The 13905-nt window shown below is 40.7% G+C and carries 15 protein-coding genes; 10 read left to right on the top strand and 5 right to left on the bottom strand.

Going from position 1 to position 13905, the window contains the following annotated elements:
- Window positions 1-7: 7 nt before the first annotated feature.
- The 7 genes from AC1ECB_RS27825 (at window position 8) to AC1ECB_RS27855 (ending at window position 7000) form a co-directional block, all read left to right on the top strand.
- Window positions 8-1015 carry a radical SAM/SPASM domain-containing protein gene (locus tag AC1ECB_RS27825; protein WP_485666787.1) on the top strand — a complete coding sequence of 336 codons (1008 nt, stop codon included), beginning with the start codon at window positions 8-10 and terminating at the stop codon, window positions 1013-1015.
- A gap of 30 nt (window positions 1016-1045) precedes the next feature.
- Window positions 1046-2053 (top strand): radical SAM/SPASM domain-containing protein, encoded by a 1008-nt coding sequence (locus AC1ECB_RS27830; protein WP_485666788.1) that lies wholly within the window; start codon window positions 1046-1048, stop codon window positions 2051-2053.
- 106 nt (window positions 2054-2159) lie between these two features.
- Complete coding sequence (locus AC1ECB_RS27835; protein WP_485666789.1) at window positions 2160-3074, top strand: NAD-dependent epimerase/dehydratase family protein; 915 nt, start codon at window positions 2160-2162, stop codon at window positions 3072-3074.
- Window positions 3075-3533: 459 nt separating this feature from the next.
- Window positions 3534-5111 carry an IS21 family transposase gene (gene istA, locus AC1ECB_RS27840; protein WP_485666228.1) on the top strand — a complete coding sequence of 526 codons (1578 nt, stop codon included), beginning with the start codon at window positions 3534-3536 and terminating at the stop codon, window positions 5109-5111.
- Window positions 5098-5838: an ATP-binding protein gene (locus AC1ECB_RS27845; RefSeq protein ID WP_485666229.1), complete on the top strand. Its 741-nt coding sequence runs from the start codon at window positions 5098-5100 to the stop codon at window positions 5836-5838. The genes istA and AC1ECB_RS27845 overlap by 14 nt, the downstream gene beginning before the upstream one ends.
- Before the next feature lie 573 nt (window positions 5839-6411).
- Window positions 6412-6783 (top strand): nucleotidyltransferase domain-containing protein, encoded by a 372-nt coding sequence (locus AC1ECB_RS27850; protein WP_485666790.1) that lies wholly within the window; start codon window positions 6412-6414, stop codon window positions 6781-6783.
- On the top strand, window positions 6776-7000 hold the full coding sequence (locus tag AC1ECB_RS27855) for a HEPN domain-containing protein (RefSeq protein ID WP_485666791.1): 225 nt from the start codon (window positions 6776-6778) through the stop codon (window positions 6998-7000). The genes AC1ECB_RS27850 and AC1ECB_RS27855 overlap by 8 nt, the downstream gene beginning before the upstream one ends.
- A gap of 271 nt (window positions 7001-7271) precedes the next feature.
- On the opposite strand, the gene AC1ECB_RS27860 is transcribed toward AC1ECB_RS27855, so the two are convergent.
- The 3 genes from AC1ECB_RS27860 to AC1ECB_RS27870 form a co-directional block, all read right to left on the bottom strand.
- Window positions 7272-7595 (bottom strand): type II toxin-antitoxin system PemK/MazF family toxin, encoded by a 324-nt coding sequence (locus AC1ECB_RS27860; RefSeq protein WP_485666792.1) that lies wholly within the window; start codon window positions 7593-7595, stop codon window positions 7272-7274.
- Window positions 7585-7836: an AbrB/MazE/SpoVT family DNA-binding domain-containing protein gene (locus tag AC1ECB_RS27865; RefSeq protein WP_485666793.1), complete on the bottom strand. Its 252-nt coding sequence runs from the start codon at window positions 7834-7836 to the stop codon at window positions 7585-7587. The genes AC1ECB_RS27860 and AC1ECB_RS27865 overlap by 11 nt, the downstream gene beginning before the upstream one ends.
- A 226-nt stretch (window positions 7837-8062) precedes the next feature.
- Entirely contained in the window at window positions 8063-9364 is a 1302-nt protein-coding gene (locus AC1ECB_RS27870) for an ATP-binding protein (RefSeq protein ID WP_485666794.1), read from the bottom strand.
- Between the two features lie 383 nt (window positions 9365-9747).
- On the opposite strand from AC1ECB_RS27870, the gene AC1ECB_RS27875 reads away from it, so the two are divergent.
- The 3 genes from AC1ECB_RS27875 (at window position 9748) to AC1ECB_RS27885 (ending at window position 12389) form a co-directional block, all read left to right on the top strand.
- Window positions 9748-11106 carry an IS1380 family transposase gene (locus AC1ECB_RS27875; protein WP_485666752.1) on the top strand — a complete coding sequence of 453 codons (1359 nt, stop codon included), beginning with the start codon at window positions 9748-9750 and terminating at the stop codon, window positions 11104-11106.
- Between the two features lie 637 nt (window positions 11107-11743).
- Window positions 11744-12115, top strand: coding sequence for a nucleotidyltransferase domain-containing protein (locus AC1ECB_RS27880; RefSeq protein ID WP_485666795.1), 372 nt, complete (start codon window positions 11744-11746; stop codon window positions 12113-12115).
- On the top strand, window positions 12108-12389 hold the full coding sequence (locus tag AC1ECB_RS27885) for a HEPN domain-containing protein (RefSeq protein WP_485666796.1): 282 nt from the start codon (window positions 12108-12110) through the stop codon (window positions 12387-12389). Before AC1ECB_RS27880 ends, AC1ECB_RS27885 begins: the two co-directional genes overlap by 8 nt.
- Window positions 12390-12575: 186 nt before the next feature.
- Here AC1ECB_RS27885 and AC1ECB_RS27890 read toward each other — a convergent pair whose 3' ends face one another.
- A complete protein-coding gene (locus AC1ECB_RS27890) occupies window positions 12576-13337 on the bottom strand; it encodes a hypothetical protein (RefSeq protein ID WP_485666797.1) in 762 nt (253 codons plus the stop codon).
- A complete protein-coding gene (locus AC1ECB_RS27895) occupies window positions 13322-13894 on the bottom strand; it encodes a hypothetical protein (protein ID WP_485666798.1) in 573 nt (190 codons plus the stop codon). The genes AC1ECB_RS27890 and AC1ECB_RS27895 overlap by 16 nt, the downstream gene beginning before the upstream one ends.
- Between the last annotated feature and the right edge of the window lie 11 nt (window positions 13895-13905).

Raw genomic sequence — 13905 nt, forward strand, 5'->3', positions numbered from 1 at the left:
GTGAACTATGACAGCCGAAATCAAACCGATATGCGGGCTTGAGCGGATAATGCTTGCAAATACAGTTCCTCTTAAAACCCCTTTTACGCTTTTTGTATTTCCGACTACCTACTGCAATTTTAGATGTGTATACTGTGGGCATTCACTCGGTATTAAAGAGATGAATAAAAGGTATAAATTTGAACTGCAAAATATGTCCATGGAAACTTATCAGTATATTCTAGAACAGGCTCAAGAGTTTCCGGACAGGTTTAAAGTGTTATCCCTTACCGGACATGGAGAGCCGCTTATTAACAAAGATTTGCCGTTCATGATTGAACTTGCTAAAAGAGCAAACATCGCCGAAAGGGTAGAGATAATCACAAATGCATCCTTGCTTAATCGAGAAACTTCCCGAGCTTTGACTGATGCTAGGCTAGATATTATCAGGATATCTCTGCAAGGACTTTCAAGTGCTAAGTATAATGAAGTTTGCGGATATAGCCTGGATTTTGATGAATTTATTGATAATATTCGCTATTTATATCAGCATAAAAAAGGTTGTCAGGTTTTTGTAAAAGTTATGGATATTGCCTTGGAAGAAGGGGAAAACGAAAAGTTTTATAATTTGTTTGCCGAAATCAGTGACAGGATGTATATTGAACAGTGCCGTCCTGTTTATGATGGTGTGCAGTACGCAAACAGCACTGCCGCTACTGCCGATCGTTACGGGCGAGTTCACGCAAAAAGGCAAGTCTGCCCGTTGCCATTTTTTATGCTTGGCATATTTCCTAATGGTGATGTTGAACCGTGCGACACTATTTATAAGCCGATTGTAATTGGTAATATACACGAGGAGACGTTATATAGTATGTGGAATGGCTCTAAACTTCGAAGATTTCAAGTCATGCATCTTGAAAAGCAGCGAAATAATAATACTAAATGTGCAGTTTGTTGTGCCCCTGATGATGTATCGCACCCGGAAGATGTATTAGATGATGCGGCAGAGGAACTGCTTAGGCGATTTAACGTCTAATCGCCGCACGATAAAAGGAGCGAGAAGAAATTGGCAAGCGATAAGGTGCTAACTGGTATCACTCCTGGGGGTAAGCGTACTATTTTAGGAGAAATCCTGCCACTGGAAACCCCCTTTTTGATTCAAGTATTTCCTGTGTACGCCTGTAATTTCCGTTGCGGATATTGTTTGCACGCTTTGCCTCGTGAAGAGCATGGTTATATTTCAGATGTTACTCAGATGAACCTTAATTTATACAAAAAGTGCATTAATGATATAGCCGGTTTTAAGAGCAAACTGAAAATGTTGCGCTTTGCAGGGATTGGTGAACCGCTTTTACATAAAAATATTGCCGAAATGGTCAGCTATGCCAAGTCAAAAGATATTGCTAACAGTATTGATATAGTAACTAATGGTGTGTTGCTTAATAGAGAATTATCCCTTGCGCTAATTGATGGAGGACTGGATAAACTAAGGATCTCCTTGCAAGGTATTTCTGGTGAAAAGTATAAAATGATATCAAATGCAACGATTAATTTCGAGCTGCTTGTGGAAGAAATCAAGTTCTTTTATGAACGCAGGGGAAATACTAAGGTATATATCAAAATAATTGATTGTGCTCTGGATAATGAAGATGAAGAAAAATATTTTTTTGAAAAGTTTGGCCAATTTTGCGATGCAATCGCCATAGAACATTTAACACCTACGGTGCAAGGAATTGATTATTCAAATCTAGCGGGAGAGAAGTCACTTGGGATTACGCAAAGTGGAAATTCGTTATTAGAAGCTGAGATATGCCCGCAGCCTTTTTACATGATTCAAATAAATCCTGATGGAGCGGTTGTTCCATGCTGTTCTATGTCCTATCCAGGTATTTTTGGGGATGCGAAAGAACAAGCTATTCCAGACATTTGGAACGGTGAAAGACTCACTGGTTTTCGCCGGACAATGTTGAAAGGTGCGAGTCAAAGATGTGCTAGTTGTACGTTATATAAATATGGTTTGTTCGCAGAAGATATACTTGATCCTTATGTAAAACGACTTAAAAAATTATTTTGAACATACAATAAGGGTGTGCGAATGGAGTGGCAAGATGTACTTATACCTGATTTGTCAAGGGTGAGTACGAATTGCTGCTTAAGAATATAAGAGTGAGTTGATATGTATGGGAGATATTTTACAAAAGAATATAAGCTTTAAAAATGTATTGATAACTGGAGCAACAGGCTTTATTGGCTCTAATTTAGTACGGAAGCTTTGTCAATCAGGCTATAATCCGCACATAATAATTCGTGATAATTCTAGAATGACAGGAATCCAAGATGTTGTTTCGAATGTCCATGTCCACATGTATACTGGTTCTACTGATAATATACTTGGTATAGTAGAAGCAGTCAAACCGGATGTAGTATTCCATCTAGCAACCTTATATATAGCTGAACATATTAGTGCTAATGTAGGGGACTTAGTTAACAGCAATATCTTGTTTGGCGCACAACTTTTGGAGGCTATGAGACGATGCCAAATCAATTATCTGATTAATGCCGGTACCCATTGGCAGCATTATAACCAGGAGAATTATAATCCGGTAAATCTTTACGCGGCAACCAAACAGGCTTTTGAAACAATAGCGCGTTACTATACGCAAACAACGCCTATGCGCATGCTTACCTTAAAACTGCTTGATACTTATGGGCCTAACGATCCTCGGCCCAAACTGTTTTCCCTACTAAACCGGATTGCGCAGACGGGTGAAACGTTAGATATGTCTGGAGGGCAGCAGCAGTTAGGCTTCGTTTATATTGATGATATTGTAGATGCTTTTTTACATGCGCTAAAACTTATTACTACGAAGCCTGAGCATTATCACCAAGACTTTTTTGTGGCTCCTGAGCAAATCTATACACTGCGGCAAATTGTACACTTGTATGAGAAAGCTGCTGGTGTAAAATTAAATATTAATTGGGGGGCAAGACTTTACCGGAGCAGGGAAATGATGCATCCACATGTAGGAAATAAGCTGCCGGAATGGATGGCTGCCACAAGTCTGGATAATGGTATTAAGCTATTGTTGAAATGAATAAACACAGATAAGGGATAGGCTGTCGCCGCTCATTTTTAATGGCGGCGGCATTTAATTTTTTTCTTGCCTAAACTGGCGGTGTTGCTTCATACTGATTGTCATATGCAGTATTAAATCATTGTCGATGGGGACGGTTCCGGTTGACAATAAATTAAAGGACGAGCAAGCCCAGCCTAGAAAGGTTGGGGAGACTGTTTAAGGAATCAGCCGAATCACCGATAAAATCATGCCGGCGGTGCAGGAATGGCAGGTCAGACCCTTAGACAGCTGAATATTCCGTGCGTGGCGTACCGCTAATCCGCACAATGATACCGGCACTCCATGGCAATGATACCACCACGTCGATTCCCTAATCTACCGCAATCGTACCATCAGTCCATGACAATGATACCGGTTTCCTTTATCTTACTAGTAAGAACCATTTGGTTCAAATCTAAGATAAAGGAGACCATCACTATGGCAAACAAAATCAAAGTCAAACTGATTTTGGAACTGCGGGATGCACACATGTCTCAGAACAGCATTGCTGCCACTCGAAACATGTCAAAATCCTCCGTCAGCGAAGTATGCCACATCGCTGATGAGAAACAGATCCGCTATGACGATGTTAAAGAATTGGCTGAAGATGAAGTCTATCAGATGTTCTTCCCCAACAAATACTCGGATCTAAGCCAGCTCTATGAATTACCGTCGTATGATCAGGTTCATGACGAACTCAAAAAGGTAGGTGTTACCTTAAAACTTCTCTGGAAAGAATACAAAGCCGAGTGCGAAGCAAACGGAAGAATACCAGTCGGATACTCCAAGTATTGCGAAGATTACGGCCAATACGTTGCAGAGAAGGCGCTTACCAATCATCTTATCCATAAGCCGGGAATCCGGTGCGAAGTGGACTGGAGCGGACCTACCATGAAATTTATGGATCCGGACACTGGTGAGCTCATAAAGGTTTACCTGTTTGTAGCGACTCTTCCTTACAGCCAGTATTCTTATGTTGAGCCCTGCCTTGATATGAAACTGAATACCTGGCTCAGATGCCATATCAACATGTATAAATTCTTTGGCGGTGTGCCTGTGAGAACTGTATGCGATAACCTCAAGACGGGCGTTATCAAACACCCAAAAGAAGGAGACATCCTCCTTAACAGCGCATATGAGGAACTTGGCAATCACTACTGCACCGCTATCATGCCTACCGGCGTCCGCAAACCCAAGCAGAAAGCCTCTGTAGAAGGGACGGTCGGTAAAATTGCCACTGCGGTCATCGCAAAGCTTAGGAATGAAGAATTCCATTCCTTCGGTGAACTCAGGATTGCAGTGAGCAAAGCATTGGCTGAATTGAATGAAGCGCCGTTTCAGAAGCGGGAAGGCAGCCGCTACCTCGTGTATGTGGAGGAAAAACCCTATCTGCATGAACTGCCGGCAGTTCCTTATGAGATCTGCGAGTGGAAGCATGGGGTAAAGGTTTATCCTGACTGCCATATCGTGTTCTGGAAAAATCATTATTCCTGCCCGTTTCATTATCGCGGCAAGGAAGTAAGTGTACGGATCACGGATACGCTTCTCGAAATCTATTACAATCACGAGCGCATTGCCACCCATCCAAAGTTCCCCGATTACCGGAGCAACGGATGGAGCACGCACAAGGAGGATATGCCGGATGCATACAATCAGCCTGAAATGGATGAAAACCGCATCAAACGCTGGGCTGCGTCCATAGGAGAAAGTACGGCGGAAGTCATTGACCGTATTTTCCGTAGCGTAACTATAAAAGAGCAGGGCTATAATTCGGCCCTGTCGGTGTTACATCTGGCAAAGACGTATTCCGAAGAGCGTCTGGAAACCGCATGTGAAATCGTCCTGTCCAGTATACGGGTGCCCCGTTACCATCATCTTAAAGCCGTTCTTTCCGGCAATCAAGATAAAATCTATCTTGCCCAGAAAGAAGAAAGCGAAATCCGTCAAAAGAATAGTGAGGTGCGCGGATATGTCCGCGGTGCCGCTTATTATGGAGGATACGATGATGATAAATGAGGAAACCCGCCGCAAACTGGAAGAACTCAATCTGAGCGAAATGATGCGTGGACTGGAGCTCCAATCCGGTCAACAGAGCTGCCAGACCCTCACTTTTGAGGAACGCATGCAGCTCCTGGTTGATTATATATACCAGGAAAAATATACAAACAAAGTGAAACGTCTGACGAAACTTGCAAAGTTCCGCTTCCCACAGGCCAATGTCGATGATATCTACTACACAGACCGTCATCTTGACCGGGACAAGGTACTTGGCGTTGCTAGCTGTCAGTTCCTGAATTCCAATACGAATATCATTATTGACGGTTTCACGGGATCAGGCAAGAGCTATTTAGCCTGCGCATTTGGCAAAGCTGCCTGCAGGTTGGGATACAGAACTAGATACATCCGGATGCCGGATCTGTTACAGCTGCATGATGAAGCCGCTACCACTGTCACTGGCGTATCAAAACTCCTCAAGAAGTTTGAGAGTTACACACTCCTGATTCTGGATGAATGGCTTATCGATGATCTGTCACGCCAGCAGGAACATTTCCTGTTCGAACTGATTGAGCGTCGTTATACTGACAGAAGCACCGTATTCTGTACGCAGTATCGAATTGAGGATTGGCACACACGCCTTGGTGGTGGAATCCATGCGGATGCGATCATTGACCGCATTGTGAATAATTCCATTCGGATTTATTCCGGCGATCTGAATATGCGCAAGGTAAAGGTTAACGAGTAACAAAAAAGCTGTGTTGGGTACCGCTCTTCGGAGCGGTACTGACCAGCGGACTACCAGTACGCTTAGCATGGACAGACAGTATCTATAATTGCGATTCGCGGTACGAATCGTGCGGAATAATCAGACAGCCTCTATCCTATCGTATTTTTGGAGTCAGCAGCAGCTGCCTTAATTTGATATGCAAATGGCGGCTACTACCAGAAAAACATATCATTTACACTTGGGGGTTTGAGCAGCCATATAGGCATATACTTTAGGACGCAATGCATCAATTTCTTCTGAAGTCAAATCAAGGGAAAGGCGTGCGTCATGAAAGCGAATGAGTGCGTAAGCAAACTACCCATCCGTGCTAGGCTTAATTAGAAATGGAAGAAGGCCCTCCGGAGTCGCCATGCAGGTAGAGGCTTCAACCACTGTAAGCTGCTGTGGATGAAAGCCGTGGTAGTGAGCGTTACGGAAAAGATTTCATAGCCCAAACGGTCGTAAAAATGTACTTTGAGCCACTAGTTGGCTTGACTCATCATTATTGTGATGGTAATGTGAGGATAAGAATCTAGGTTTGTAGGGGGTGAAATGATGGTACAGGGAATTTTGGGAAATCGTGGTATTGGGCAACAACGTTTGCAAGATTTGTTATCTCGGTTACTTCCACAATTACAGTCTATATTAAATGATAAACTTTGTCGTGTATTTTTGTATGGTTCTTATGCCAGAGGCGATGAAGATGCTGAATCAGATTTGGATATTCTAGTGATTATTAATGAATCACCGGAGCAGGTAAAATGCTATACGGATGCTTTGTTAGATATTAGCGTAGATTTATCAATTGAATATGGGGTGGTACTGTCTATTCGCCCCAAGAGTTTTATGGATTACAATAAATGTGTGAGTTATGTACCTTTTTATAAAAACGTTGAACGGGAAGGTATTTTACTATATGGCTGATAATCGGAAGGATTTATCCCTGTATAGACTGCAACGGGCAGATTTGGAATTACAAGCGGCAGGCATAATGCTGGAAAAAGGCATTTATATGAAGGCGTTGAGTAGTTCCTATTATGCTATGTTTCATGCTGCTAGAGCTGTCTGTGCTATGGCGTCGTTTGATTCCAAAAAACATTCTGGAATTATTAGTTTTTTGATAAGAATTTTGTGGCTGTAGGTGCATTTGATAGAAGATATTCTCGCTCATTACATCAAGCATTCAATATTCGTTAGGATAGTGATTATGAAGATTTTTATGTGGCAAGTTGTGAAGAGGCGAAAATTCAAGTAACCAATGCTCGTGAATTTATAATTGCAGTGAGAAACTATTTAGACCAACCAGGTAACAAGGAATAGATATCCTACATAGAAAAGACGGCCAAGCCCAGCCTAGAAAGGTTGGGCTTGGTCGTCTATCTCTTATTTATGAACTTATTTTTAATCACACCTTATTCATCAACTAACATTTCTCTTATTACTTTTTTAACGCTGCTTATCTCAGAAGAGCTTAGTTTTCCTACTTCATTACAAAGACGGTGTTTGTCAACTGCTCTTATTTGGTCTAAAACAATCCAGCCTTCAATTTTGCCTACAATCTTTACTCGCATTGGATAAGGATGTGATTGGCTTGTAACTGGCGCAATAATGACTGTGCTTAAATATTGATTCATTTCGTTCGGTGAGATTATTACACAGGGTCTTGTCTTATTTATTTCTGTACCTCTTGTAGGCTCTAAGTCAGCCCAACAAACTGTATATTGGTCACTTATCATTCCATTCCTCCAGCATAGCATTATCTAATTCGGAGGGAATAAGTAGTTTGTCGTCGCCGTTCGCATGAGCTCGCATACAAGCCTCAGCCCAGCCTTCTCTGCTCTTTCGTGCAGGTGTTAGAGTAATTGAATTACCATTTACCTCTAGTAAGACCTTTTTATCAAATCCGCATTTTTTCAATACGCTGGCAGGGAGCCGGATACCTTTGGAATTTCCAATTTTAATAATGTCTACTTCCATCAGTAAACCTCCTTTGTAATTACATGTATATACATTTTAGCAAACTATTATAAAATATGCAATGATTAAAGAAGAGTGTGATTGGGGTCAGGCTTGCGTTATCTAAAACATTGACTTATATTTGCTAAAGTTAGCTGAAACGGCAGACGAAGGGACAGGTCCCTGGTCTGTGCACAAGCAGAGATTCCTAGCGTGTTAGCTGTCTGTTTTGTCGATGGTCATGACTTTACTCAATTCCTGCTAACTTCTCTACCGCATATAGTGGCAGATTTAGCAGCCATTCTTCTTTTTTGTAGTCCGCCATTGAGGTGCGGACGGAGATTTTTGGATTGAACTTATCTCGATAAGTTTTTAAACTTTTTGCCTGCAAATTGATTTCAGCTTTGACTTCTAGGGGAATTATAGTATTGCCGTTGTCGATCACAAAATCGATTTCCGCACTACCACGGTCATTTGTCCAGTAATAAGGCTCGATACCTTTCAGAGTTTTGAGTTGCTGTAATACATATTGTTCTGTCAACGCGCCCTTGAATTCTTTGAACATTTTGTTGCCGTCAAGCAGGGTATTTTGCTTTAAACGTACCATACAGGAGAGCAGTCCTACATCAAGAAAGAACAGCTTGAAGGTTTTCAAATCCTCATATGCTTTCAGCGGCAAACTGGGAGCTGTTACACGATATACCTTGTGTATAAGGCCACAGTCGATTAGCCAGAGCATTGCCAGCTCGTAATCCTTTGCCCGAGCACCTTCCTTAATCAGGCCATAGATGAACTTTTTGTTTTCCTTGGTTAGCTGTGCCGGAATACTGTTCCAGAGCATACGGATACGCGGCACAACATCGTGGGGAGCATGCTTTGAAAAATCTTGTTCGTAAGCGGCAAGGATACGCTGCTGAATTTCCCGTGCTTCATTAAAGTCCATGTTCTCCGCAAAGTTCAAAACAGCCTCAGGCATACCACCTACATAGTAGTAATATTTGAGCATGTCGATGTATGTTTGCTTGAAGGTTGTTGCCATTTCAAAATCGTCATTTTGAAGTAGTTCGATAAATTGTTTTTTTCCCATTGCCATTAAAAATTCGGTGAAGGACAGCGGATATAAGTCCATGAAATCCACCTTGCCCACGGGGAAGGATGTGCCGTGATGTAGCGCCACACCGAGTAAGGAGCCTGCACAAACAATATGATACTGCGGTGCATTTTCATTAAAGTATTTTAGTGCGGTCAATGCTTTGGGTACTTCTTGTATCTCATCAAAAATAAGCAGTGTGTTTTCGGGATTGATTTTCCGTCCGGCATACAGTTCCAGTCCGGTAATAATACGCGATACATCAAGATTGACATCAAACAAATCTTTCATGCGTTGACTATTGTCAAAGCTGATGTATACTTGATTTTCATAAGCGGTTTGTCCGAATTCTTTCATCAGCCATGTTTTGCCGACCTGCCTTGCACCACGGATAATCAGCGGTTTTTTGTTCTTTTTTGATTTCCATTTATATAACGCTTCTATTGCTGTACGGTACATACACATCACCTCACAAATCGTAATGATAATATTATAATGCACAACTACATAAACTGCAACGACTTTTCATACAGTTAATACATTATATTCAGCGAAGTAAAGAGGTAATGCTGCTAGCATTAGGGGTTTACAGACAAGGGAAAGGTCCCACGTCGGTGTCGACGGGGACGGTTCCAGCTGACAATGAATTAAAGGACTATAGTGGCCTACATTGTCAAGACATTTTTTAATACTTATTTAAGGCGGTTTCTCTCCTTTCCATATAGTTATCCTTAATCCGTGGCACGGAAATACAAATGACATAGGAAAAGAGAGAAAAACGTCGAATTATAAAGGTATTGAGATATAATCAGGGAATAGTAATTCACCTTGGAGGTGTATCAATGAAATACCTTTTAAAACAATCAAGTGAAGAACTTACTACCTATTCGGGAATGACTTTAGTAGGCGCATTGCTCGCCAAGACTGAATTATATAAACGATTGAGTAAAACTCAGCTTAGCGGCGTAATAGCTCCTGAGCTTTCGCATGGTGATATAGCTATTTCATATATCGGTTTGTTATGCCAAGGAAAAAGCGATTTTGATTGCATTGAAGAATTCCGAAAAGACAAGTTTTTCCGGCAAGCTCTACGTATCTACCGTGCTCCCTCAAGTCCTACATTGCGTCAACGTTTGGATGCAGGAGCTACCCAACCGGCTTGGTCGAGTATTGTTGCTGAAGAATCCATTGCTCTACTCAAAGTCTTACAAGTTAGCATTACCCCGGTTACCCTTTCCAGAACGACTGAAGAAAACCAAGTGCAGCAGGTGAGATACATCCCAATTGATTGTGATGTATCTCCTTTTGATAACTCAAAAACTAAAAAAGAAGGGGTATCAAGGACATATAAAGATTTCGACGGCTATGCGCCCATGTTTGCTTATATAGGATTAGAAGGATATGCTTTGCATGTAGAGCTTCGCCCTGGTAGTGACCATTGTCAAAAAGGGACACCACAATTTTTGCGCCAGAGCATTGAGTATGCTAAACAATTAACATCTCTTCCAACCCTGATTCGTATGGATTCGGGTAATGATAGTATTGATAATTTGGCTATTTTTCTTAGACCGGAGACCAATACGGATTTCATCATCAAGCGCAATCTGCGTAGAGAATCTCGTGAACGCTGGTTAGAGCTAGCAAAAGCGGAAGGCATCTGCGTAAACCACCGTCCGGGAAAACGCGTATACTGGGGGGCGACCCAATTATATAGGGAAGAATTGGGGCAAAACGTGAGAGTCATTTATTGTATCACGGAAAGAACCATTCTTAAAAATGGGCAAATTCTCTTAGTTCCCAATATTGAGGTAGATACCTATTGGACGTCTTTGCCGGATGAGCCGCAAATCATTATTCAGCTCTACCATGAACATGGAACAAGCGAGCAATTTCACAGCGAAATCAAGACAGATATGGATTTGGAACGATTTCCATCTGGCAAATTTGCTACAAATGACATAATCTTAAAGTTTGCTATGTTGGCGTACAATGTACTGCGAATAATTGGTCAACAACTCGCAAACCAAGAGCATTCTCCATTAAAAAAGAAAGCGTTTCGGCGCAGAATTAAGACTGTCATTCAAACCATGATTACATTTGCCGCCCGTCTAGTTCATCATGCTCGCAGATATGAATTGCATTTTGGTAAGGATAGTCCATGGTTTGAAACATTTCGAGCAATTTATATGGCGTTAGTATAAGACAATATCATTATATTTGGATTGTACCATGCTGAAAAAACAGTCTACGCATGAGGTGTGTTAAGGTTTGCCTTCTTGAGGGTGATCCCTCGTAACATACGCTCAGTTATGTCATTAATGCCTATCATGACTACTACTGTATTTCTTAATTTGCAGTTTAAACGCTTATCAGTGTTAATGCAAAAAATGTGCCACCGATTCAGGGTTATGTTATTGGTTGTATTTTACAATATTTAAAATATATTACTGGGAATTCGGACTTTGCTTATCTTTGGCATTGGAAAGACTCTATTGTGTAATTACCAGAGTATACTTCTGCTGGCGTTAAGTAGTTTAGCGATTGATGAGGACGGTAATTGTTGTACAGATTCAAAAAGCTTGATATGCCTTTCTTGTGGCATATAGCGAGTTTACGGATTTTAGGAATATCGTCCGGCTTTTCAGGTTTTGGAGGCTTAGAGCCTAGACCTTTTGTTACTTTTGGGGCAATGCCAAAAGTAAAACCCCTCTCCTTGTATTCCATTGACTCAACGGGAATAAACGGTCGTAAAAATGTACTTTGAGCCACTAGTTGGCTTGACTCATCATTATTGTGATGGTAATGTGAGGATAAGAATCTAGGTTTGTAGGGGGTGAAATGATGGTACAGGGAATTTTGGGAAATCGTGGTATTGGGCAACAACGTTTGCAAGATTTGTTATCTCGGTTACTTCCACAATTACAGTCTATATTACATGATAAACTTTGTCGTGTATTTTTGTATGGTTCTTATGCCAGAGGCGATGAAGATGCTGAATCAGATTTGGATATTCTAGTGATTATTAATGAATCACCGGAGCAGGTAAAATGCTATACGGATGCTTTGTTAGATATTAGCGTAGATTTATCAATTGAATATGGGGTGGTACTGTCTATTCGCCCCAAGAGTTTTATGGATTACAATAAATATGTGAGTTATGTACCTTTTTATAAAAACGTTGAACGGGAAGGTATTTTACTATATGGTTGATAATCGGAAGGATTTATCCCTGTATAGAATGCAACGGGCAGATTTGGAATTACAAGCGGCAGGCATAATGCTGGAAAAAGGCATTTATATTAAGGCGTTGAGTAGTTCCTATTATGCTATGTTTCATGCTGCTAGAGCTGTCTGTGCTATGGCGTCGTTTGATTCCAAAAAACATTCTGGAATTATTAGTTTTTTTGATAAGAATTTTGTGGCTGTAGGTGCATTTGATAGAAGATATTCTCGCTCATTACATCAAGCATTCAATATTCGTTAGGATAGTGATTATGAAGATTTTTATGTGGCAAGTTGTGAAGAGGCGAAAATTCAAGTAACCAATGCTCGTGAATTTATAATTGCAGTGAGAAACTATTTAGACCAACCAGGTAACAAGGAATAGATATCCTACATAGAAAAGACGACCAAGCCCAGCCTAGAAAGGTTGGGCTTGGTCGTCTATCTCTCATACCAAAGAAATTGCTTTTGCCACTTCATTAAACGCCAGCAAAAATTGCTGCTCTGAAACGGTTTTATTCTTCATATAATCGCGAAAATACTTCCAGGAATCCTCTTCATTTAGAATACCGTCTTTTGTCCGAATATGTGAAAAAAGCCCTGTTTTGATATGCCTTGAACCGAACGCACGGAGTGATATAATCTTCACAAATCGCGGGTTTGGACTCATATTAATTTTAATAGAACGGTAATCATGATTACTATAATGCAAGGAAGCTAACGTTTTAGCCGAGATTCTTATCATAAAATCTAATAACAGCTGATTGGCTATCGGCTTTGCAAAACGGCACCACACGTGATAGCCACGTCCACTTTTAACGTTGACTGCCTCGATGCCATGTTTTCCAAGATGCTGTTGCAAATAGTCTACGGCAAGTTCTATTTCCGGTATAATCTCGTTATTATTCCGTTTATAGTTATTGTCGATATTAAAACAAAGCGTGTTGTTTGCCGTTTCATCAAAATAAAGGCAGACATTATAAGTTTGGTTTACATGTCCTTGCAACAACCTTTGTTTATGATCCTCTGAGACATGTAACAACCTGTATTTATGAATAAGATTGTTTTCCATCTGAACATAATCCAACGTCGCGTCATCTGCGGTCAGTTCTTTGATAAACTCAAAACCGTAATTTTTATTTTCTACTTTTACTTTACCTTTACACATGGTTTGATAGAATTCATTTAGAAGTTCTACTCTTGTATCCATTGTTTAATCTCCTCAAAGCGAGTAAACCCTTTTGCTGTTTGGGAAACAACTGAACTATGCTTGGCCATAAGGGGATAATATATCTGGATGCCATAGCGCTCACCGTAGGTAATATTTAATAGATCATCATCAATTAAATACGGGATATCCCATAATTTACAGAAAACAATTTTATTTAGGGCCGTAATTAGGTAATCGTAGGGAATATGATTATCCTGGAGCCATTTTTTAGTACATTCCCCAGTCAGACGCAAATTTCGCTTGGTACAAATAACGATTTTCCAGTCATTGGCTTTTAACCAATTCATAAACTGAACAGCATCCGGGTTAGCTTGTGCCAAAGGATAACATTGCTCATGGATACGATGACGAAAATCAGAAAACTTAGTTGTCAAAAATTCACTTTCAGCAACAACATCCTGTTTTATCAGATCAAGATAGTTATCAAATTCTTCAAGCGATAAGCCATAGGAATCTTTAAATGTAAACGTAGATTTTGCTAAGGTTTCCGAAAAATCATTTAACACATTATCAATATCAACAGCGATTACTTTCATATACCACACCT

It is taken from the genome of Sporomusa sp. 246TCP1 (genome assembly GCF_057319775.1).

Excerpts from the sequence above, each read along its gene's own strand:
- AC1ECB_RS27870 (WP_485666794.1), bottom strand. The coding sequence starts at position 9,364 with ATGTACCGTACAGCAATAGAAGCGTTATATAAATGGAAATCAAAAAAG.
- AC1ECB_RS27845 (WP_485666229.1), top strand. The coding sequence starts at position 5,098 with ATGATGATAAATGAGGAAACCCGCCGCAAACTGGAAGAACTCAATCTG.
- AC1ECB_RS27890 (WP_485666797.1), bottom strand. The coding sequence starts at position 13,337 with ATGGATACAAGAGTAGAACTTCTAAATGAATTCTATCAAACCATGTGT.
- AC1ECB_RS27825 (WP_485666787.1), top strand. The coding sequence starts at position 8 with ATGACAGCCGAAATCAAACCGATATGCGGGCTTGAGCGGATAATGCTT.
- AC1ECB_RS27875 (WP_485666752.1), top strand. The coding sequence starts at position 9,748 with ATGAAATACCTTTTAAAACAATCAAGTGAAGAACTTACTACCTATTCG.
- AC1ECB_RS27885 (WP_485666796.1), top strand. The coding sequence starts at position 12,108 with ATGGTTGATAATCGGAAGGATTTATCCCTGTATAGAATGCAACGGGCA.
- AC1ECB_RS27860 (WP_485666792.1), bottom strand. The coding sequence starts at position 7,595 with ATGATAAGTGACCAATATACAGTTTGTTGGGCTGACTTAGAGCCTACA.
- AC1ECB_RS27865 (WP_485666793.1), bottom strand. The coding sequence starts at position 7,836 with ATGGAAGTAGACATTATTAAAATTGGAAATTCCAAAGGTATCCGGCTC.
- AC1ECB_RS27855 (WP_485666791.1), top strand. The coding sequence starts at position 6,776 with ATGGCTGATAATCGGAAGGATTTATCCCTGTATAGACTGCAACGGGCA.
- AC1ECB_RS27895 (WP_485666798.1), bottom strand. The coding sequence starts at position 13,894 with ATGAAAGTAATCGCTGTTGATATTGATAATGTGTTAAATGATTTTTCG.
- AC1ECB_RS27835 (WP_485666789.1), top strand. The coding sequence starts at position 2,160 with ATGGGAGATATTTTACAAAAGAATATAAGCTTTAAAAATGTATTGATA.
- AC1ECB_RS27880 (WP_485666795.1), top strand. The coding sequence starts at position 11,744 with ATGATGGTACAGGGAATTTTGGGAAATCGTGGTATTGGGCAACAACGT.
- istA (WP_485666228.1), top strand. The coding sequence starts at position 3,534 with ATGGCAAACAAAATCAAAGTCAAACTGATTTTGGAACTGCGGGATGCA.
- AC1ECB_RS27850 (WP_485666790.1), top strand. The coding sequence starts at position 6,412 with ATGATGGTACAGGGAATTTTGGGAAATCGTGGTATTGGGCAACAACGT.